Origin of the sequence: Leifsonia shinshuensis, from assembly GCF_031456835.1 — a bacterium.
In the GTDB taxonomy this organism is placed as follows: domain Bacteria; phylum Actinomycetota; class Actinomycetes; order Actinomycetales; family Microbacteriaceae; genus Leifsonia; species Leifsonia shinshuensis_C.
The window spans coordinates 1,359,472-1,380,649 of the sequence record NZ_JAVDVK010000001.1; the positions used below are offsets into that span (position 1 = coordinate 1,359,472).

General features: G+C 69.5%; 17 protein-coding genes. 6 read left to right on the forward strand and 11 right to left on the reverse strand.

Going from position 1 to position 21,178, the window contains the following annotated elements:
* Positions 1–112: 112 nt before the first annotated feature.
* On the forward strand, positions 113–736 hold the full coding sequence (locus J2W45_RS06685; protein ID WP_310130034.1) for an SACE_7040 family transcriptional regulator: 624 nt from the start codon (positions 113–115) through the stop codon (positions 734–736).
* A gap of 84 nt (positions 737–820) precedes the next feature.
* On the opposite strand, the gene J2W45_RS06690 is transcribed toward J2W45_RS06685, so the two are convergent.
* From J2W45_RS06690 to J2W45_RS06710, 5 genes are all read right to left on the reverse strand, one after another.
* Positions 821–3,433 carry a penicillin acylase family protein gene (locus J2W45_RS06690; RefSeq protein WP_310130035.1) on the reverse strand — a complete coding sequence of 871 codons (2,613 nt, stop codon included), beginning with the start codon at positions 3,431–3,433 and terminating at the stop codon, positions 821–823.
* Between the two features lie 72 nt (positions 3,434–3,505).
* A complete protein-coding gene (locus J2W45_RS06695) occupies positions 3,506–4,777 on the reverse strand; it encodes a citrate synthase (protein WP_310134943.1) in 1,272 nt (423 codons plus the stop codon).
* A gap of 214 nt (positions 4,778–4,991) precedes the next feature.
* Entirely contained in the window at positions 4,992–6,110 is a 1,119-nt protein-coding gene (gene dapC / locus J2W45_RS06700; RefSeq protein ID WP_310130036.1) for a succinyldiaminopimelate transaminase, read from the reverse strand.
* A gap of 1 nt (position 6,111) precedes the next feature.
* A complete protein-coding gene (gene fdxA / locus J2W45_RS06705) occupies positions 6,112–6,432 on the reverse strand; it encodes a ferredoxin (RefSeq protein ID WP_310130037.1) in 321 nt (106 codons plus the stop codon).
* Positions 6,433–6,470: 38 nt separating this feature from the next.
* Complete coding sequence (locus tag J2W45_RS06710; RefSeq protein ID WP_310130039.1) at positions 6,471–6,860, reverse strand: DUF6113 family protein; 390 nt, start codon at positions 6,858–6,860, stop codon at positions 6,471–6,473.
* Positions 6,861–6,957: 97 nt separating this feature from the next.
* On the opposite strand from J2W45_RS06710, the gene efeU reads away from it, so the two are divergent.
* From efeU to efeB, 3 genes are read left to right on the forward strand one after another with little or no spacing between them, the layout of a single operon-like run.
* The gene (gene efeU / locus J2W45_RS06715; RefSeq protein WP_310130041.1) at positions 6,958–7,821 is read left to right on the forward strand and encodes an iron uptake transporter permease EfeU; all 864 of its coding nucleotides are present in this window, start codon (positions 6,958–6,960) and stop codon (positions 7,819–7,821) included.
* A 44-nt stretch (positions 7,822–7,865) separates the two neighbouring features.
* The gene (gene efeO, locus J2W45_RS06720) at positions 7,866–9,047 is read left to right on the forward strand and encodes an iron uptake system protein EfeO (protein ID WP_310130042.1); all 1,182 of its coding nucleotides are present in this window, start codon (positions 7,866–7,868) and stop codon (positions 9,045–9,047) included.
* A gap of 4 nt (positions 9,048–9,051) precedes the next feature.
* Positions 9,052–10,389 carry an iron uptake transporter deferrochelatase/peroxidase subunit gene (gene efeB / locus J2W45_RS06725; protein WP_396427072.1) on the forward strand — a complete coding sequence of 446 codons (1,338 nt, stop codon included), beginning with the start codon at positions 9,052–9,054 and terminating at the stop codon, positions 10,387–10,389.
* A gap of 36 nt (positions 10,390–10,425) precedes the next feature.
* Here the strand turns inward: efeB and J2W45_RS06730 are convergent, their stop codons facing one another.
* From J2W45_RS06730 to J2W45_RS06740, 3 genes are all read right to left on the reverse strand, one after another.
* The gene (locus J2W45_RS06730; RefSeq protein WP_310130043.1) at positions 10,426–10,890 is read right to left on the reverse strand and encodes a hypothetical protein; all 465 of its coding nucleotides are present in this window, start codon (positions 10,888–10,890) and stop codon (positions 10,426–10,428) included.
* A 116-nt stretch (positions 10,891–11,006) separates the two neighbouring features.
* On the reverse strand, positions 11,007–12,932 hold the full coding sequence (gene typA, locus J2W45_RS06735; RefSeq protein WP_089909748.1) for a translational GTPase TypA: 1,926 nt from the start codon (positions 12,930–12,932) through the stop codon (positions 11,007–11,009).
* Positions 12,933–13,039: 107 nt separating this feature from the next.
* Positions 13,040–14,902, reverse strand: a complete 1,863-nt coding sequence (locus J2W45_RS06740) for an ABC transporter ATP-binding protein (protein ID WP_310130045.1) — start codon at positions 14,900–14,902, stop codon at positions 13,040–13,042.
* Between the two features lie 50 nt (positions 14,903–14,952).
* On the opposite strand from J2W45_RS06740, the gene J2W45_RS06745 reads away from it, so the two are divergent.
* Positions 14,953–15,579: a PH domain-containing protein gene (locus tag J2W45_RS06745; RefSeq protein WP_310130047.1), complete on the forward strand. Its 627-nt coding sequence runs from the start codon at positions 14,953–14,955 to the stop codon at positions 15,577–15,579.
* 29 nt (positions 15,580–15,608) lie between these two features.
* Here the strand turns inward: J2W45_RS06745 and J2W45_RS06750 are convergent, their stop codons facing one another.
* The 3 genes from J2W45_RS06750 to J2W45_RS06760 all read right to left on the reverse strand — a co-directional run bounded on the left by J2W45_RS06750 (position 15,609) and on the right by J2W45_RS06760 (position 20,131).
* On the reverse strand, positions 15,609–16,619 hold the full coding sequence (locus J2W45_RS06750; protein ID WP_310130049.1) for an ABC transporter permease: 1,011 nt from the start codon (positions 16,617–16,619) through the stop codon (positions 15,609–15,611).
* Positions 16,619–18,151 (reverse strand): ABC transporter permease, encoded by a 1,533-nt coding sequence (locus tag J2W45_RS06755; RefSeq protein ID WP_310130054.1) that lies wholly within the window; start codon positions 18,149–18,151, stop codon positions 16,619–16,621. Before J2W45_RS06755 ends, J2W45_RS06750 begins: the two co-directional genes overlap by 1 nt.
* A 189-nt stretch (positions 18,152–18,340) precedes the next feature.
* On the reverse strand, positions 18,341–20,131 hold the full coding sequence (locus J2W45_RS06760) for an ABC transporter family substrate-binding protein (RefSeq protein WP_310130058.1): 1,791 nt from the start codon (positions 20,129–20,131) through the stop codon (positions 18,341–18,343).
* A 248-nt stretch (positions 20,132–20,379) separates the two neighbouring features.
* On the opposite strand from J2W45_RS06760, the gene J2W45_RS06765 reads away from it, so the two are divergent.
* On the forward strand, positions 20,380–21,174 hold the full coding sequence (locus J2W45_RS06765; protein WP_310130060.1) for a CPBP family intramembrane glutamic endopeptidase: 795 nt from the start codon (positions 20,380–20,382) through the stop codon (positions 21,172–21,174).
* The last annotated feature ends 4 nt before the right edge of the window (positions 21,175–21,178 follow it).

A 21,178-nucleotide genomic window follows, 5' to 3' on the forward strand; every position in this document is an offset into this window, starting at 1 on the left:
TCCGTGTCGTCATCGACAGTCGGTTAGTGGTCACTAACTCGGTTTTAGGTTAGTGTTCATTAACCGAAAAGTCCAGCACCGCCTCCCGGGCGGCCCGACCCCATCGAGGACGATGACCCAGACCGAACCCGCCGAGCCCCTCGAGCGGCCGACGCAGCGCAGCCAGGCCAAGGCCGACCGGCGCGCCGCGCTGCTCGAGGCAGCGGCGACGCTGTTCGCCGAGCGCGGGTTCAACGGCGTCTCGATCGAAGACCTCGGCTCGGCCGTCGGGGTCAGCGGGCCCGCGGTCTACCGCCACTTCTCGTCCAAGCAGGCGGTGCTCGAAGCGCTCCTCGTCGGAGTCAGCGAGCGGCTGCTCTCCGGCGGCGAGGACGTCTCGGGCGCCGACCCGGACGCCGAGGCGGCCCTCCGCGCGCTGATCGGCTTCCACATCGACTTCGCCCTCGGCGAGCCGGACACGATCCGCGTGCAGGACCGCGACCTCGACGCCCTGCCCGACTCGGCGCGACGCCAGGTCCGCCGGCTGCAGCGCCGCTACGTCGAGGTGTGGATGCGCGTGCTCGGCCAGCTGCACCCCGCCCTCGCCGACGACGAGCTGCGCGTGCGCGTGCAGGGCACCTTCGGCCTCCTGAACTCGACTCCGCACACCGCGCGCGTCGGCTCCGCCCACGTCGCGCCCGACGCCGTCCGCCCGGTGCTCGAGCGGATGGCCTGGGCCGCCCTCACCTCGGAGTGACCGCAGGGCCGACATTCGGCACGAATCCTCACTCCCGGCGCCGCAAGCCGGCATTCGGCACGAATGGTCGCGGCGCGGCGCCGCTCAGCGCCCGGGGCGCAGCGTCAGCGTCTGGTCGGCCGCCTTCGTCACCGCGGCGGGCGTGAACGGCCACGGCCGTGTGCGGCCGGTCGCCCAGAGGTCCGTCTGGTCGGTGTAGTGCGCGTCGAACGCGTGCCCGGAGGCGCCGGTCAGGTTGATCCACGTGCTCCGGTCGAAGTCGGCGAGGTCCACCACCATGCGCATCGACGGCACCCGCTCGACGGCGAAGCCGGCCGTCGCGTCCCAGCCGGTCGCATCCACCACGCTCGAGCCCCCGCCGACATGCCACGGGCCCCGGTTGAACAGCCACTCGATCGGAGCGATCCCCGACTCGCCGAAGCTGGCGTTCGTCAAGGTCAGCGTGTGGAGGCTGTCCCAGCGCCAGCCCGCCGGGTCGCCGCCCAGCAGGCGGCGCGTCTCACCCCAGGCCTTCCCCGCGGCGTAGGCGATCATCGAGTCGCGGTCGGTGGTGCCGAGGTCGGAGTCCGCCCACCACGACGAGTCCGGCTGCGAGAGCAGCGACTCCACCACGGCGAACCAGCGGTCGCCTCCGGTCGGCGCCGTGGCCGCCGGGATCTTGCGCGCGAATGCGTCGTGCAGCAGCTCCTTCCAGAAGACCGCGAAGTAGGTGGCCGCGGCGCTGCTGCCCCGGTCGCGGTAGTCCCAGCCGTCGAGCAGCCGGGCGGCCTGCTGCAGGTCGGTGGACGCGTCCGGCTTCGCCGCGACCGCCCGCAGCACCGGCACGAGGTTCGCGGCGTTCGCGTCGTACGTGTCGGCCTGGATCGCCGACATGTCCGCGCCGGTGACCTCCCGGCCGCCCGCGAGCAGCCCCGCCAGGCGCACCTCGATCTGGTTCGCGCGGTAGCCGTGGTCCCAGTCCGCCGTGATCAGCACCGGGAAACCGGGGCCGACGGCCGCGTTGTTGGCGGTGACGATGTAGCCGGAGGGCGGGTCGAACACCGACGGCAGCTGATCGAACGGGATGGTGCCCGTCCAGCCGTAGCGGCTCGTCCATCCCGGCTCCGGCATCGTGCCGTCGCCCGCGGCGCGGACGGGGATGAGGCCGGGCGCCTGGTAGCCGATGTGCCCGTCCACGTCGGCGTAGACGAGGTTCTGCGACGGCACCTGGAACTGCTGGGCGGCGGCGCGGAAGGCGGTCCAGTCTCGGGCGGTGTCGAACGCGAAGATGGCGTTGGCCGTGGTTCCCGGCGTGAGCGCCGTCCACGCCAGCGAGAGCTGGTACTTCGGGGCAGGCACGCCGAGCTTCCCGGCCTGGTCCTTCGCGATGACGGCGTAGGCGTCGCCGATGTCGGTGACGATCGGTCCGTGCCGCGTCGACCGTACGGTGATGACGACATCCTTCCCGCCCGCGACCCGGATGCGTTCGGTGCGCTTCTCCAGCGGCACCTGCGCGCCGTCGTACTCGTACGTGTCGCCCGTGACCTTCTCGACGAACAGGTCTGCGACATCCGGGCCCAGGTTGGTGAACCCCCACGCGATGCGGTCGTTGTGGCCGATGATGACGCCGGGGAAACCGGAGAAGCTGAAGCCGGCGACGTCGAACGGGCACTCCGGTCCGACCGTCGCGCAGTGCAGGCCCATCTGGTACCAGACCGACGGCAGGGCGGCGCCGAGGTGCGGGTCGTTGGCGAGCAGCGGCTTGCCGCTCGCGGTGTGCGCGCCGGCGACCACCCACGAGTTCGAGCCGATGTCGTCGCCCGCCGGTCCCATCAGCTGCGGAAGCGCGTCCACGCTCTCGGCCACCTGCGCCAGCTGGGCGGCGTACGACGCGGGGTCCGCCGTCGCGTCCGGCCCGGACGGCGGCGACGCCGACGCATCCGACGCGATCGCATCCGGCGACCTCTCCGGCGTGACCGTGCGGGGGTTCCCGCCGCCCTGGTCGGTGATCGTCGGGTGGCTGCTGTACGGGTAGCCGGGGTGGAGCTCGGCGATCTGCTCGGGCTTCAGCTTCGTCGCGAGCAGCGCCCGGTCGATCTCGTCCTCGAGGTTCGACCGCAGGTCCCAGGCCATCGCCTTGAGCCAGGCGACGGAGTCCGCCGGCGTCCAGGGCGCAGGACGGTACGACGGGTTCTGCAGCCCGAGCACCGCGTACTCGAGCGACAGTTCGGCGCCCGAGTGCCGCTTCAGGTACGCGTTCACCCCGTCCGCGTAGTCCTGGTAATAGCGCAGCGAGGTCGGGTCGAGCAGCTTCACCTCCTGCTCGGCGACGCGCCGCCAGCCGAGCGTGCGGATGAACGTGTCCGTCGGCACCTGGCTCGCGCCGAACAGCTCGGAGAGCCGGCCGGCCGTGACGTGGCGCCGGAAGTCCATCTCCCAGAAGCGGTCCTGCGCGTGCACGTAGCCCTGCGCGCGGAACAGATCGTCGGCGGTGGATGCGGTGAGCTGCGGCACCCCGGCGCTGTCGCGCGTCACCGTCACCGGCTTCGTGAGACCCGGCACATCCACCGACCCGGAGGTCTGCGGGAAGGAGCGCGTGACCGTCCAGACGCCCACGCCGCCCGCGACGACGAGGATGACGAGCAGCACCGCGAGCACGACGCCCACCGCTCGCAGAACCCGATGGTGCCGTCTCAGCCGAGGGGTGTCGTCGCCCACATCGCTCCTTCGTCGGGCTGCGCCGTCACTCAGGAGCGTAGCGCGCCGACCGGTCGATCTCCGACCCGGGGATCAGCGGTCGAGCGTGCGCTCCGGCGAACCGACGTAGAGCTGCTGCGGGCGGCCGATCTTCGTCTGCGGGTCGAGGTTCATCTCGCGCCAGTGGGCGATCCAGCCCGGGAGGCGGCCGATGGCGAACAGGACCGTGAACATCCGGGTCGGGAAGCCCATGGCCTTGTAGATGACGCCCGTGTAGAAGTCGACGTTCGGATACAGCTTGCGGTCGATGAAGTACTGGTCCGCGAGCGCGACCTCTTCGAGCTCCTTGGCGATGTCGAGCAGCGGGTCGTGCACGCCGAGCGCCTCGAGCACCTCGTCGGCGGACTGCTTCACGAGCTTGGCGCGCGGGTCGAAGTTCTTGTAGACGCGGTGACCGAAGCCCATCAGCTTGACGCCGGACTCCTTGTTCTTGACCCGCTCCACGAACTTCTGGACGCTCTCGCCCGAGTCGCGGATGCCCGCGAGCATCTGCAGCACCGCCTCGTTGGCGCCGCCGTGCAGCGGGCCGTAGAGGGCGTTGATGCCGGCCGAGACGGACGCGAACAGGTTCGCCTGGGTGGAGCCGACCAGCCGCACCGTCGAGGTGGAGGCGTTCTGCTCGTGGTCCTCGTGCAGGATGAGCAGGCGCTCCAGGGCGCGGGACAGCACCGGGTTGACCTCGTACGGCTCGGCGAGGGTGCCGAAGTTGAGGCGCAGGAAGTTGTCGACGAAACTCAGCGAGTTGTCCGGGTAGAGGAACGCCTGGCCGAGGCTCTTCTTGTGCGCGTACGCGGCGATCACCGGCAGCTTGGCGAGGAGCCGGATGGTCGACAGCTCCACCTGCTCCGGGTCGCTGACGCTGAGCGAGTCCTGGTAGAAGGTCGACAGGGCCGACACCGCGCTCGAGAGCACCGACATCGGGTGCGCGTCGTGCGGCAGGGCGTCGAAGAAACGGCGCAGGTCCTCGTGGAGGAGCGTGTGACGGCGGATGCGCTCGTCGAAGTCGGCCAGCTCGGTCTCCGACGGCAGCTCGCCGTGGATCAGCAGCCACGCCACCTCGAGGAAGGTCGACTTCTCGGCCAGCTGCTCGATCGGGTAGCCGCGGTAGCGCAGGATGCCCTGCTCGCCGTCGATGTAGGTGATCGACGAGCGGGTGGCCGCCGTGTTGACGAAGCCGTAGTCGAGGCTGGTGAGCCCGGTCTGCTTGGTCAGCGACGAGAAGTCGATGCTCGACGCGCCGTCGACGCTCGGCCGGATGGGGAACTCGGCCGTGCCGCCCGGGTAGCTGAGCGACGCGGTCGCCAGCTCGGTCTCGGCCGCCGCTCTCTCGGTGCCGGTGCTCTCGGTGCCGAGTCCGCTCACAACGCCTCCTGGTGGGATATCGCCTCATGGCTGGTGATTCGTGCGCGCGCCGGGTGTGGCAGCGCTGCGACAGAGCCGTCCGCTAGTCGGGCCTGCCGATACAGCCTAACGAACGCGGGCGACAACTGTGGCATCGGGCAAAGGCCCGCGGATGCCGTTAGAGGGAGTCTCCAAAGCCGCGCAGCCGGTCTGCGGCCGCCGCGATCCGCTCGTCGGTCGCCGTCAGCGACAGCCGGACGTGCTGCGGGTAGAAGTCGCCGTAGAAGTGGCCGGGCCCGGCGAGGATGCCGCGGTCGGCGAGCCGTCCGATGCTGTCCCAGGCGTCGCGTCCCTCCGTCGCCCACAGGTAGAGGCCGCCCTCGCTGCGGTCGACGCGGAACCCGGCGGCCTCGAGCGCCGGCTTGAGCGCCTCGCGGCGGGCCCGGTACCGGGCCTTCTGCGCCTCCACGTGCTCCTCGTCGCCGAGGGCCGTGACCATCGCCGCCTGCAGCGGCGCCGGGAGCATGAGCCCCGCATGCTTCCGCACGTTCACCAGCCGTTCGATGATCTGCCGGCAGCCGGCCACGAAGGCGGCGCGATACCCGGCGAGGTTCGACTGCTTGCTGAGCGAGTAGACCGCGAGCACGTTCCGCCGGTCCTGGCCGATCACCCGCGGGTCGAGGATGCTCGGCACGCGCTCCGCATCCCACGGCGCCTCCCAGCCGAGCTCGGCGTAGCACTCGTCGCTGGCGATGTAGGCGCCCAGCTCGCGGGCGCGGGCGACGGCCGCGCGCAGCTCGTGCACGGTCAGGATGCGGCCGTCCGGGTTGCCCGGGGAGTTCAGCCAGACGAGCTTCGTGCCCTCCGGCCACTCGGCCGGGTCGTCGCTCGCCAGCGCCGTCGCGCCCGCGATCGCGGCGCCGATGGCGTAGGTCGGGTACGCGGCGCGCGGGTGCACGACGGTGTCGCCCTCCCCAAGCCCGAGCATGAAGGGCAGCAGGGCCACCAGCTCCTTGGAGCCGATGGTCGGCAGGACGTTCTCGACGGTCAGGCCGCGCACGCCGCGGCGGCGCTGGAACCAGTCCACGATCGCCTCGCGGAGCGCCGGCGTGCCGACGGTCTGCGGGTACGCGTGCGCGTCCGTGGCCGCGGCCAGCGCCTCCCGGATCAGGTCGGGCGTCGGATCGACCGGCGAGCCGATGGACAGATCGACGACGCCGTCTGCGTGCGACCTCGCCCGCTCGGCGTACGGCGCCATGAGATCCCAGGGGTAGTCCGGGAGCTCCTGGAGCGGCATTTCAGTGTGCCTGCGGGGGCAGCGCGGCGATGACCGGGTGGTCCTTCTGGATCACGCCGATCTTCGAGGCGCCGCCGGGCGAGCCGATGTCGTCGAAGAACTCGACGTTCGCCTTGTAGTAGTCCTTCCACTCCTCGGGCAGGTCGTCCTCGTAGTAGATGGCCTCGACCGGGCAGACGGGCTCGCAGGCCCCGCAGTCGACGCACTCGTCCGGGTGGATGTAGAGCGACCGTTCGCCCTCGTAGATGCAGTCGACCGGGCATTCGTCGATACAGGCCCTGTCTTTCACATCGACGCACGGGAGAGCGATGACATAGGTCACAGTGGTTCGGATCCCTTCACGAGAGCTACCCTGCTAGCTTATGCCGTCGCGCGCGAAGCGGCGTCCGTCGGGCGGTGTCCGCGCACGTCCGGCCAGGCGATGGCGATGGCCGCGATGAGGATGGTGCCGACCAGCCAGACCTGCCCGGCCAGGTTGTTCGGGATGAGCACCGAGCCGCCCGCGCTCTGCTGGGTGAAGAGCAGGATGACGGCGATCGCGCCGAGCGCGGCGAGCAGGGCGGGCAGCCGGCTGTGGCCGAGGAGGCGGAGCCCGGTCAGCAGGGCGGCGAAGGCGGCGAGCGCGCCGATGAGCCCGAGCGGGATGGTGACCCCCCACGTCACGGAGGCCTGGTGGGCGATCGTCCCGATCACGCCGAACACGGCGCCCGTCAGGACGAGCAGGACGGCGCTGACGATCCGGCTGAGCATTCTCGCATCCTAACTGGACACTCGCAGGGTCCTGATTTAGTCTCGATGGGTAAGGTTAGCCTTACCAACCTCATCCCCCACACCGACAAGGTCCCCCGTGCTCGCGAACTACCTCATCGGCCTCCGCGAAGGCCTCGAGATGGCGCTGATCGTCACCATCCTGATCGCCTACGTCGTCAAACTGGGCCGGACGGACGTGCTGTCCAAACTGTGGATCGGCGTCGGGATCGCCCTCGTGGTGCCGCTGGCCATCGGCGCGGCGCTCACCTGGGGCCCCTACGGGATGAGCTTCCAGGCGCAGGAGATCCTCGGCGGCTCCCTCTCGCTGGTCGCGGTCGGGTTCGTCACCTGGATGGTGTTCTGGATGGGCAAGACCGCCCGCACCATGAAGTCCACCCTGCACAGCCGGCTCGACTCGGCTCTCGTGGGCGCCGGTTGGGGCGTCGTGCTGCTCGCGATGCTCAGCGTCGGCCGTGAGGGCATCGAGACCTCGCTGTTCGTCTGGGCGACCGTCGCCAGCACCGGCGGGACGTGGGAGCCGGCCGTCGGCGCGATCCTCGGCCTCCTGACCGCTGCGGTGCTGGGCTTCCTGCTCTACCGCGGCATGGTCAAGATCAACCTCGGCGCGTTCTTCACCTGGACGGGCGCGTTCCTCATCCTCGTCGCCGCCGGTGTCTTCGCCTACGGCCTGGGCGACCTGCAGGAGGCCGGCCTCATCCCGGGCGGCGAAGCGCACGCCTACGACATCAGCGGCCTCATCCCCTCCTCCAGCTGGTACGGCACCCTCGCCGCCGGCATCGTCAACTTCAACCCGTCGCCGACCTGGCTCCAGGTGTTCGCCTGGATCGCCTACCTCGCCGTCGTCGGCTACTTCTACGTCCGCCAGCACCGCGCATCCGCCCGGCCCGCCGCCCCGGCGAAGACCCCCGCCACGGCCGCGCACGCCCCGATCGCGTCCTGACTCCCCCGCCCTCCGGCCGTCCCACCAGAAAGCAGAGCACCTCCATGCCCCGACTCCGTCCGCTCGCCGCCGTCACCGGATCCCTGGCCGGCGCCGCCGCGCTCGCCCTCGCGCTCACGGGATGCGTTCCGAACAAGGCCGACGCCACCGCCGAGGCGATCGCGGTCACGCTCAGCGACGGCAAGTGCACGGTCTCGACGAACACCGCCGAGGCCGGCCCGATCACCTTCCAGGTGACCAACACCGGCAGCGACGTCAACGAGTTCGAGCTGCTCGCGGAGGACAAGCTGCGCATCGTCGGCGAGAAGGAGAACATCGGGCCGGGCACCACGGTCAACTATGTCGTGCAGCTCGCCGAGGGCGACTACTTCTCGGCCTGCCGGAAGGGCATGGTCGGCGACCCGGCCCACGTCGCGGCCTTCACCGTGACCAAGGGATCCGGCCGCACGGTCTCGCAGAGCGAGAGCGCCCAGGTGTCCCAGGCCGTCGGCAACTACACCGGCTACGTGAAGGATCAGGCGGGCGCCCTCCTCACCGCGACGAAGTCGTTCGCCGCCGCCTACTCCGGCGGCGACCTGGCGGCCGCCCGCGCGCAGTACGCGAGCGCCCGCTCCTACTACGAGCGCATCGAGCCGACCGCGGAGCAGTTCGGCGACCTCGACCCGGCGCTCGACCTCCGCGAGGCGGACCTGGCGCAGGGCCAGCAGTGGACCGGGTGGCACCGCATCGAGAAGGACCTGTGGGCTCCCGCCGGGTACACGCCGGCCGACGCCGCCACGCGCACGCAGCTCGCCGATCAGCTCGTCTCGGACACGCAGAAGCTGTACGACCTCGTGCACGCCAAGGACTTCACCCTCACCATCGACCAGATCTCCAACGGGGCGATCGGGCTGATGGAGGAGGTCGCCGGCTCCAAGATCACGGGCGAGGAGGAGGCTTTCTCGCACACCGACCTGCAGGACTTCCAGGCCAACCTCGAGGGCGCCCAGGTGGCGTACGGCGTCGTCCGCGACATCGCGGCGAAGAAGGGCAGCCAGGGCGCCGACGTGGTCTCGAAGCTCGACACCGAATTCACGACGATCGCGACGACGCTCGCCCAGTACAAGTCCGGCGACGGCTTCGTCAGCTACACCGAGCTGAGCACCGACCAGGTGAAGCAGCTGTCCGACCAGGTGAACGCGCTGAGCGAGCCGCTCAGCCGCCTCACCTCGATCATCGTCAAGTAGCCGCGTGACCGACCACCCGACCGACGACGCCGCGGGCCCCCAGAGCGCCGCGACCGAGCAGACCGCGCACGACTCCGGGCGCCGCGGGCTGTCCCGCCGCGGCATGCTGGGGCTCGCCGGCGTGACGGTCGGGGCCGGTCTCGCCGGCATCGGCGCGGGGGTCGCCGCCGACCGCACCGTGCTCGGGGCGACCACCACGGCCTCCGCCACCTACCCGTTCTACGGCGCCCACCAGGCCGGCATCACCACTCCCGCGCAGGACCGCCTCCACTTCGCCTCCTTCGACGTCTCGCCGGGCCTCGACCGCGAGGGCCTGAAGGAGCTGCTGCAGGACTGGACGGTCGCGGCCGCGCGGATGACGCAGGGCCGCCCCGCCGGGAAGTACGGCCCGGCGTCCGGCCCCTCCGACGCCCCGCCGGACGACACCGGCGAGGCGCTCGACCTCCCGCCCGGCGGCCTGACGCTCACGTTCGGCTTCGGCCCGAGCCTGTTCCGCACCGCGACCGGGCAGGACCGGTTCGGGATCGCGTCGCGCCGCCCCGAAGCGCTCGTCGACCTCCCCCGGTTCCCCGGTGACGCGCTCCAGGAGGCGATCAGCGGCGGCGACCTGTGCGTGCAGGCGTGCAGCGACGACCCCCAGGTGGCCGTGCACGCCATCCGCAACCTCTCGCGCATCGCGTTCGGCCGCGCCGCCATCCGCTGGTCGCAGCTCGGCTTCGGCCGTACGTCGTCCACCTCGCGGGCGCAGGCCACGCCGCGCAACCTCTTCGGGTTCAAGGACGGCACGGCCAACATCAAGTCCGAGGACCAGTCGGTCGTCGAGGACCAGGTGTGGGCATCGCGGGCGGACGGCGCCGAGTGGATGCACGGCGGCTCGTACCTCGTCGCGCGCAAGATCCGCATGGTCATCGAGACCTGGGACCGGCAGCAGCTCGGCGAGCAGGAGCGCATCATCGGCCGCGACAAGGGCGAGGGCGCACCGCTCTCCGGCGGCACCGAGTTCACCGCGCCGAACTTCCTCGCGCTGGCGAAGGACGGCGGCACCAAGATCGACCCCGACTCGCACGTGCGGCTCGCGCATCCCACCATGAACGGCGGGGCGCAGCTGCTGCGGCGCGGCTACAACTTCGTCGACGGCAACGACGAGCTCGGGCGGCTCAACGCCGGGCTGTTCTTCATCGCGTTCCAGCGCGACCCGCGCATGCAGTTCATCCCGATCCAGCAGCGGCTCGCCGCCAACGACCTGATGAACGAGTACGTCCGCCACGTCGGGTCGGGCGTGTTCGCGGTGCCGCCGGGCGCGAGCGAGGGGTCGTTCGTCGGGGCGGGGCTGTTCGCGTAGTCGCGGAGCCCGGTTCGCCGCTGTGCCGCGATCCGCTCAGGAGCCGGCGGTCGGCGTCGGGCTCGGCGCCTTGCCCTTCGAGACGGAGTAGTTGGCGACCCAGCCGTTGCTCCCGGCGTCCGTGACGACGACGAGGACGCCGTAGGAGCCGTTGCTGAACGTGCCCGTCCCTCCCCCGTTCGCGCCGCGGGCGCCGAAGTCGCCGCTGAACCCGGCGTCGGTGAGCTGCTTCTCGATCGAGCTGTACGCCTCGCCGTCCGGGACCTTCACCGTCACGTTCCACACCTTGTCGTCGCCGGAGCCGAGGCCGGCGGCGAAGACGACGTCGGCGCTCGCGAGCGGCACGTCCTTCGGGAAGTCGGTGGGGATGGACGTGCCGCCGACGTCGACGTTGCCGCCGGACACATCCTTCACCACGCTCTGGAAGCTGCACGCGGTGAGCGCGGGGGCTGCGGCGACGAGCAGCACGGCGGCGAGCGGCAGGGCGAGGCGACGTTTCATACGTTCATTCTCCCGGACGCCCACCCACCCGTGCGTGCACGAACGAGGGGCCGCAACACGCCGTTATGGATGTGCCATAACGGCGTGTCGCGACCCCTCGATGACGGGTGCGGGCGTCAGACGGCCGCGGCGTCCTGGCGCTTGAGGCGCGCGGCGGCACGGCCGCGGGCGGTCGCGTCGAGCTCGACCTTGCGGATGCGGACGGCCTCCGGAGTCACCTCGACGCATTCGTCGTCGCGGGCGAACTCCAGCGACTCCTCCAGCGTGAGCTGACGGCTCGGCGTCATCGACTCGAACGTGTCGGCCGTGGAGGAGCGCATGTTGGTGAGCTTCTTCTCCTTGGTGATGTTCACATCCATGTCGTCGGCGCGCGAGTTCTCGCCGATCACCATGCCCTCGTAGACCTCCTCCGTGGGGTTCACGAAGAACGTCATGCGCTCCTGGAGCGCGATGATGGCGAACGGGGTCACCACGCCGGCGCGGTCCGCCACGATCGAGCCGTTGCTGCGGGTCACGATGTGACCGGCCCACTCGTCGTAGCCGTGCGAGATCGCGTTCGCGATGCCGGTGCCGCGGGTGGTGGTCAGGAACTCGGTGCGGAAGCCGATCAGGCCGCGCGACGGCACGATGAACTCCATGCGGACCCAGCCGGTGCCGTGGTTCGCCATGTTCTCCATGCGGCCCTTGCGGGCGGCGAGCAGCTGCGTGATCGCGCCGAGGTACTCCTCGGGGGCGTCGATGGTCAGGTGCTCGTACGGCTCGAACGTCTTGCCGTCGACCTTCTTGGTGACCACCTGCGGCTTGCCGACGGTCAGCTCGTAGCCCTCGCGGCGCATCTGCTCGACGAGGATGGCCAGCGCCAGCTCGCCGCGGCCCTGCACCTCCCACGCGTCCGGACGGCCGATGTCGAGCACGCGCAGCGACACGTTGCCGACGAGCTCGCGGTCGAGGCGGTCCTTCACCATGCGGGCGGTCAGCTTGTGGCCCTTCACCTTGCCGACGAGCGGGGAGGTGTTGGTGCCGATGGTCATCGAGATCGCGGGCTCGTCGACGTGGATGGCCGGAAGCGGACGGACGTCGTCGGGGTCGGCCAGGGTGTCGCCGATCATGATGTCGGCGAAACCGGCGACGGCGACGATGTCGCCGGGGCCTGCGGACTCGGCCGGGTAGCGGTCGAGCGCCTTCGTCATCAGCAGCTCGGTCACGCGCACGTTGTGCACGTCGCCGTCGTGGCGCACCCAGGCGACGGTCTGGCCCTTCTTGAGGGTGCCGTTGAAGATGCGGAGCAGCGCGAGACGGCCGAGGAACGGCGAGGCGTCGAGGTTGGTCACGTGCGCCTGCAGCGGGGCCTCGGGGTCGTAGCTCGGCGCCGGGATGTGCTCCAGGATCGCCTCGAACAGCGGCTCCAGGTCGTCGTTGTCGGGCAGCTCGCCGTTGGCCGGCTTGTTGCGGCTGGCGGCGCCGGCGCGGCCGGACGCGTAGACCACGGGGACGTCGAGGATGGCGTCGAGGTCGAGGTCGGGCACGTCGTCGGAGAGGTCGCTCGCGAGGCCGAGGAGCAGATCCTGGCTCTCGCCGACGACCTCGTCGATGCGGGCGTCGCCGCGGTCGGTCTTGTTGACCGCGAGGATGACGGGCAGCTTCGCCTCGAGCGCCTTGCGCAGCACGAAGCGGGTCTGCGGCAGCGGGCCCTCGGACGCATCCACCAGCAGCACGACGCCGTCGACCATGGACAGGCCGCGCTCGACCTCGCCGCCGAAGTCGGCGTGGCCCGGAGTGTCGATCACGTTGATGGTGATGGGGCCGTTCGGGGCGTGCTTGCCCTTGTACGAGATCGCCGTGTTCTTGGCGAGGATCGTGATGCCCTTCTCACGCTCCAGCTCGTTGGAGTCCATGGCCCGCTCCTCGACGTGCGCGTGCGCGTCGAAGGAGTTGGTCTGCTTGAGCATGGCGTCGACCAGCGTGGTCTTGCCGTGGTCGACGTGGGCGACGATTGCGACATTGCGCAGATCATCGCGGCGGGCGACGGCGTTCTCGGACATGCTTAAGGACTCGACTCTCGTCAGAAGGAAGAAGGGGAACGGTCCATTCTATCGTGGATCCGCTCCCCTTCTCCTGAGTCCGCTGTCAGCGAGCTACAGCCCAGTTGTTACAGCCCCTGCGCGACGGGCGGCTCGGGCTGCTGCGGCTCCTGCGGCACGGCCGGCACGGCGCCCGTCTCGTCGGCGCCTGCGGCCAGCAGCTCCAGGCGCAGGGCGCGGCGGGCGCGCTGCTGCTCCGGGTCCGGGAGCGGCACGGCTGCGAGCAGGCGCTGCGTGTACGCCTCCTTCGGGTAGCGCAGGATCTCATCCCGCGTCCCGACCTCGACCAGGCGGCCGTGGTGCATCACGGCGATGCGGTCGGCCAGCACGTCGATGACCGCGAGGTCGTGGGTGATGAACAGGCAGGCGAAGTTCATCTCCTTCTGCAGCGTCTGCATCAGCTGAAGCACACGCGCCTGCACCGACACGTCCAGCGCGCTGGTCGGCTCGTCGGCGATCAGCACCTGCGGCTTCAGCGACAGCGCGCGGGCGATGCCGACGCGCTGCTTCTGGCCGCCGGACAGCTCGTGCGGGAAGCGGCTGCGGTAGGCGCGCGGCAGTTCGACGCTGTCGAGCAGGCGGTCGACCTCCTTGGAGAGCTCCGCCCCCTTCAGGCCCTTCGCGAGCCGCAGCGGCTCGGCGATCGAGTCGGAGATCTGGAGGCGCGGGTTCAGCGACGACGACGGGTCCTGGAACACGATGCCCACGTTGCGGTGCAGCTTGCGGATCTCGTCGCGGCCGGCGTTGCTGATGTCCTGCCCGGCGACCACGAGCTGGCCCGAGTGGATGGGCAGCAGCCCGATCGCGGCGCGGCCGAGCGTCGTCTTGCCGGAGCCCGACTCGCCCACCAGACCGACGACCTCGCCCTCGTGGATCTTGAGGTCGATGTTGCTCGCGGCGCGGAACGCGGGGACGCGTCCGTGCTTCGGGTACTCGATGGCCACATCCCGGAAGTCGACGACGACCTGGCGCTTGTCCATCTCGGCCTTCTCGTGCTCCGCCTGAGCGGCGCGCTCGTTGGCGCGGATGCGCTCGGTGAACGAGGCGTCGGGGTGCTCGGTCCCGGCGGCGAGGGCGGCCGTCGTATCGATCTCCTCGTCCTCGCGCTGGCCGAGGTGCGGCACGGCGTCGAGGAGCGCGATCGTGTAGGGGTGCTTCGGCTCGGCGAACACGTCGGCGACCGTCCCGGCCTCCACGATGTCGCCCTTGCGCATGACCACGATGTTGTCGGCGAGGTCGGCGACGACGCCCATGTCGTGCGTGATCAGCAGGATCGCGCTGTCGAGGCGGTCGCGGAGGCTGCGCAGCAGTTCCAGGATCTCGGCCTGCACGGTCACGTCGAGCGCGGTGGTCGGCTCGTCGGCGATCAGCAGCTTCGGATCGCACGAGATCGACTGGGCGATCATCGCGCGCTGGCGCTGGCCGCCGGAGAGCTGGTGCGGGTACGAGTTGAATGCCTTCTTCGGGTCCGGCAGCTCGACCATGGCGAGCAGCTCGAGCGCGCGCTCCTTCGCCTCGTGCGGCGACATCCCGAAGTGGATGCGGAGCGTCTCGACGATCTGGAAGCCGACGGTGTAGACGGGGTTCAGCGCCGTCATCGGCTCCTGGAAGATCACGGCGACCTGGCGTCCGCGCACCCGGCGCATCTGCGGCTGGCTGAGCCCGGTGAGCTCGCGCCCGTCGAGCTTGATCGATCCGCGGACGCGCGAGTTCTTCGGCAGGAGGTCGAGGATCGCCATCGAGCTCGCACTCTTGCCGGAGCCGGACTCACCGACGATCGCGAGCACCTCGCCCGCCTTGATCTGGTAGTTCAGGTCCTTCGCGGCGGGCACCCACATGTTGTCCACACCGAAGTCGACGGAGAGGCCGGTCACCTCGAGGACGGGGCCGCCGGTCGCGGCCGTCGCCCGACCCGTTGTGGTCTCGGTCATGATTCGTGGTTCCTTTCGGGGGCGTTCCGGCGGGATGAGAGCATGGACCCATGCCCTACGTCTCCCCCGCCGGACGCGAGGTTTTCGTGTCCCGGTTCAACCGGGTCCTTGCCGTTCTGATCTGGGCGGCCGCTGCCGCCCTGACCGTCGGCCTGCTGGTCAGCGTCCACGACGCCCGGCTGCTCTACATCGTGCCGGTCGCGCTGTTCGCCTTCATCGCCTGGGCCATGCTGTGGCGCCCGCTGCTCGTCGTGGCCGACGAGGGACTGACGCTCGTCAACGTGACGCAGACCGTGAGCATCCCGTGGGAGGCGCTGATCGCCGTCGACACCAAGTACGCGCTCACGCTCTACACGCCGGGCCGCAAGTTCCCGGTGTGGTCCGCGCCCGCTCCCGGGACGACCCGCACGCTCCGCGCGACCCGCACCGAGACGAAGGGCCGCGTCGGCCGGCCGAGCGTCGACGACAGCCTGCGCCGCCCCGGCGACCTGCTGGCCACCGAGTCGGGAGCCGCCGCCGAAGTGGTGCGCCGCCGCTGGGCGGACCTGCAGGAGTCGGGCGCGATCGAGGCCGGACGGGCCGACGAGACGCCGGTCGGCATCCGCTGGCACGTCGCGTCGCTGATCGCGCTGGTGCTGCTCGCGGCCGGCAGCGTCGCCGCCCTGCTCCTGGCCTGAGGCCGGGAGCAGCGCGACGGTGCCGAGCGTCACAGCACGTCCTCCGCGAGGGCTGCTCCCGTGCGCGGCGTACCGCCGTCGCCTTCGCCCTCCTCCGGCTCCTGCTCGCGCATCTTGCGCAGGTTGAACCGGCGGTGGCGCGGGTCGAACGCGTCGCGCAGACCGTCGCCGACGAAGTTGACCAGCAGCGCGAGCGTCACGATGAACGCACCCGGCCACCAGAACAGCCACGGCCGCGTCTGGAACGCCGACTGGTTCGAGCTGATCAGGAGGCCCAGCGACACGTCCGGCGGCTGGATGCCGTAGCCGAGGTACGACAGCGCGGTCTCGAGCAGGATGGCCGAGGCCATGATCAGCGTCGAGGCCACGATGACCACGCCGATGGCGTTGGGCAGGATGTGCTTGAAGATGATCCGGCTGTCCGAGGCGCCGGCTACACGGGCCGCCTCCACGAACTCGCGCTCGCGCAGCGACAGGAACTCGCCGCGCACGAGTCGGGCGATGCCCATCCACGAGAAGAACCCGAGCATGAGCGCCAGGAAGAACGCGCCGAGGCCGCCGAAGATGTGGCCGACGACCGAGCCGATCACCAGCGCCGGGATGACGATGAAGACGTCGGTGATGCGCATCAGGATCGCGTCGACCACGCCGCGGAAGTAGCCCGCGACGGCGCCGACGACGACGCCGACGACGCTCGCGATCAGGCCGAGCACGATCATGACGAGGATCGAGTTCTGGATGCCGCGCATCGTGAGGGCGAAGTAGTCCTTGCCGATGCGGTCCTGGCCGAACGGGTGCTCCCACGTGGGGGCGCCCTGCTGCACCTGGTCGTTCAGCTCGGTGTAGGTGTACTTCCACCAGCCGTGGATCGGGCCGAGGCCGATCGCGGAGATCGAGAAGATCAGGATCAGGATGAACAGGACCGCGCTGGCGACGGCGATCTTGTTCGAGAGGAACCGCTTCCAGATGAGCTTGCCCTGGCTCACGGGCGGAGCCGAAGGGGCCTGCAGCTCGTCGGCGATACGGGTGTCGGTGGACATCAGCGGACCCTCACTCTCGGGTCGAGGGCGGCATACGCGAGGTCTGCCAGGAAGTTGAACAGGATGGCCATCGCCGCGATCACGAGGAAGTACGCCATGACCGGGTTGAGGTCACCGCGGCTGAGGCCCAGGTTGAACAGGGACCCCATGCCGGGGATGGCGAACACCTTCTCGGTGATGATCGCACCACCGAGCAGGGCGCCCACGTCGAAGGCGACGAGGGTCGTGATCGGGATGAGCATGTTGCGGAAGGCGTGCCGCACGACGACGGTGCGCTCGGGGAGGCCCTTGGCGCGCGCGGTGCGGATGAAGTCCTGGTTGAGCACCTCGAGCATCCCGGCCCGCGAGTAGCGCGTGTAGGAGGCGAACGAGATCAGGAGCAGCGCGATCGTCGGCAGCAGCAGGTGCGTGAACGTGTCGAGCCCGGTCACCCACATGTCGCCGTCGAGGCCCGGCGTGGACGAGCCGACGGTCGCGATCGGGCGGCCGTTGGTGTCCTGGAAGTACTGCGGCCAGGCCTGCATGAAGCGGTCGACGATGATGAAGAAGCCGGACACGATCGCCACGATGACGGCGATGCGCATGTTCTGGCCGCGGTCGTACCCGCCGACGAACCAGCCGATCGCCAGGCTCACGATGATCGACACGATCGCGAGGATCACGATGGTACCGACGGTCGAGACGTCGAACAGCGGCTGCAGCGCGAAGTAGCAGACCAGGCTGACCGCGCCGGTGATGCCCGCGGCGATCAGGGCGCGCCGGTTCTGCAGGCCCGAGATCAGCGCCGTGGTGCCGATCACGGTCGCGCCGATGAGGATGATCATCACCACCGGGCCGAGGCCCGGGAAGAGGAACCAGTTCATCACCGACATCAGCAGGAGCACGCCGGCCGTCGCGACGGTGGAGACGACGAAGGTGATGAGCCGCCGTCGCCGGTCGCCGCCGATCAACGACTGCCAGATCAGGCCGGCGACGATGCCGATGATCAGCGCGACCCACCACGGGATGACCGGATGCGCCAGGAAGTTGTTGAAGCCGATGGCCACGAACTCCTTGAGGAGCACCGCCACGAGGAACGCCGGGAGCGAGTACAGGAAGAAGCTGAGGAACGTGACGACGTTGTCGAGTCCGCTGTACTGCCGCAGGGCGGTGACGATGCCGATGGTGACACCGAGGAGGATCGCGAGGATCAGGGCGACCGTGACCAGCTGCACCGTCGAACCGAGCGCCTGCGGGAGGATGTCGGTCACCTTCGCGTTGGAGATGGTGGAACCGAGGTCGCACGCGTTGGCGAACGGGATGAGGCACTTGGCGGCGCCGCCGAGCCAGAGGAGCCAGCGCAGCGGGGGCACCACATCCAGCTGCAGGAGCTGGATGCGCGCGTTGATGAGCTGCGTCTTGTTGGGGGAATTGCTGCTTCGCAGGTCCTGGAGCGGGTCGGCGCTGTAGGCCACCAGCATGTACATCAGGAACGAAGCGGCGATGATGATGAGTACTGAGACCAGGAGGCGCCTCAGGATGAAACTCGCCATAGGTTCAAAACCTTCACTGACAGGACGCGCCGATCGGGGGTGCGGCGGAGGGGGTGCCGCCAGGCGCGTATCTCACGGGGCGGACGGATCGCGTCCACCGACTACATGATACGGGGCGCCGGCCTGAACCGACGCCCCGCCGCAGGAGAGTGCCCGGGGTTCACCCGGGCACTCTCGCTTACGGAGCTGTTACTTCGAGGAGGACGACTTGACGGTCCACTCCCAGAAGTTCCAGAACGGGCCGGACTGCCCGCCGTTGTACTTCACGCCCTGCACGCGCGAGGTGGTCGCGAAGACACCCGGCAGCTGGAAGAGCGGCAGGCCGTACGCGTCGGCGAAGGCCTTCTTGTCGATCTGGTACTCGATCTTCGTCAGCTCATCCTTGTCCAGGGTGGTCTGCGACTTGAGCGCCAGGTCGTTGGTGCCGGTGTAGCGGTTGTAGTTTCCGCCACCCTGCGAGGCGAACACCTGCGGCAGCTGCGTGGTGCCTGCACCCGGGCTGATCCAGCCGAAGAGCGAGGCGTCGTAGTCGCCACCCGGGAGCAGCTTGCTCCAGTCGGGCGAGCCGGCGTCGACGACCTTGATGCCGGCCTTGGCGGCCGAGGCCTGGATCGACTGGAACTCGTCGACACGGTTCGGGTTGTTCGTGTTGTACAGGATGCGCACGGTCGGGGTGGCACCGGCGAGGAGCGCCTTGGCGCCGTCGATGTCGACCTTGCTGTACTTGTCGGAGCCGTTCTGCTTGACGCTGCCCTCGTACTGCTCCTGGTTCGGCAGGAAGATCTGCGAGTCCAGGACCTTGGCCTTCGAGTCGACCGGGGTGACGATCGAGTCGAGGATCTGCTGACGCGGGATCGTCTTCAGGAACGCCTCACGGACCTTCGCGTCGGCGAAGACCGGCGAGCCGAAGTTCAGGTCGAGGTGGTCGTACGACGCCTGCGCACCGGTCAGGATCTTCGCGCTGGTCTGCTTGAGCGCGGTGATCGTGTCGGCGGACGCCTGCGGGTTGATGATGTCGACCTCACCGTTCTGGAGAGCGGTGACCTGGGCGTTCGCGTCCGGGATGATGCGGAACACGATCTTGTCCACGTTCGGCTTGAGACCGCCGGCGTAGTACTTGTTCGGGGTCATCGTGAGCGACTGGCCCGGGGTCCACGACGAGACGACGAACGGGCCGGAGGAGACCAGCAGGTCCTTGTCGGTCGGGAACGCCGTGACGTCGTAGCCGGTGTTGACGAAGTCCGCCGCCTTCTTCAGCGTCGGGTCGGCCGGCGCCGGGTTGGCCGGGTCGCCCTTCGGCAGGCCCTTGAGCAGCTTCGTCAGGTCGGCGGCCGAGGAGAGGCCCGCCTTCTTGGCGACGATGTGCGCGGGCTGCGCGATCGGGTTGACGAGCTCCCAGTCCACGTAGGGGGTCTCGTACTTCAGGGTGATCGTGCGGTTGTCGTTGCTCACCGTCGGGAAGTCGGTGGCGTCGACGCCGGCGGTCGAGCCTGCGATCTGGAAGTACTGCGTGCCGCTGGAGACGTTGCCCTCGTCGTCGAACTTCGCCGAGTCGTAGTGACCGGAGGCGATCGCCCAGGCGAGGATCATGTCGTCAGCGGTGACGGGCTGGCCGTCGGACCACTTGTCGTCCTTGTTGAGCGTGTACTTGACGGTCAGCGGGTCGTCCGAGGTCTTCTCGAACGTGCCGAACTTGTCGTCGTGCACGATCTTGTAGTTGTTGTCGATGTACTGGAAACCGGTTCCGTACGATCCGTTCAGGTAGCCGACCTGGCCGTTGGTGTCCAGGTTGCCCTGAGGCGTCTGCGAGTTGAACGAGGTGAAGTCGTTGACGACCGCAACCGTCACGGTGCCGCCCTTGGCAGCGGACGAGGTGCTGGTGCTGCCGGACGTGGTGCAGGCCGACAGTGCGAGTGCTGCGACGCCTGCGACGGCGACCGCGCTGACCGCGTACCTCACCCTTCTTCCGTTGATGTGCAATGTTCCTCCTGTGCGAAGTGTGCGACGGTGCAGGCGTGCGAGAGTGCCTGTCCCGCGCGGGATAAGAATGACCCTAGGTATCGTCGCCAGCGATTGCAAAACAGGTCGGGAAAACGTTACATAGTGGTAACTCAGTCGGCGGATTCCTGCGCGAAGCGCACAAAAACGATGGATTCGGCCGTGCAATGCAACGATCCATCCATTTGGCGGTGACGCCGGCGGGACGGCGGGGCTGGCAGGATGTCCCCATGAGCGAGACGCGCACCTGGTCGGCCGAGGTCGCTGTTCCACGGGAGTCCCGGCCGCGGCTCTGGTGGGAGGTCGCGATCGTCCTCGGGCTCTCGCTCGGGCAGTCCGCGATCTACTCCGTCATCACGATCGTCGACCGCGCGACGCAGAGCACGCCGCTGTCGCAGCAGAAGGCCGAGGTCAATCCCAGCCAGTCCAGCCGGGAGGTCTTCGACTTCCTGTACCAGGTGCTGGGCAACCTGTTCCCGCTGTTCGCGGTCGCGCTGGTGATCTACCTGCTCTGGCAGCCGCAGCGCAGCGGCTTCCGCCGGATCGGGCTCGACCTGACTCGTCCCGCGCGCGACCTGGGCGGCGGGGCGCTGCTCTTCCTCGTGATCGGGATCCCCGGCATCCTCTTCTACGCCCTGGGCCGCATCCTAGGCCTGACCGTGACGGTGGAAGCCTCCACGCTGAACGCCCACTGGTGGACGGTGCCGGTGCTCATCCTCGCCGCCCTGCGGGCCGCGCTGCAGGAGGAGGTGATCGTCGTCGGCTACCTGTTCACCCGGCTGCGGCAGCTCGGGTGGGGTACATGGATGATCATCCTCGGGGCCGCCGTCCTGCGCGGCAGCTACCACCTGTACCAGGGCTTCGGCCCGTTCGTCGGCAACGCGATCATGGGCGTCGTCTTCGGCTGGTGCTACACCCGCTGGGGCCGCGTGATGCCGCTCGTCGTGGCGCACACGATCATCGACATCGTCTCGTTCGTCGGTTACCCCCTCGCCGTCGCCCTCTGGCCCGCCATCTTCGCCTGACCCG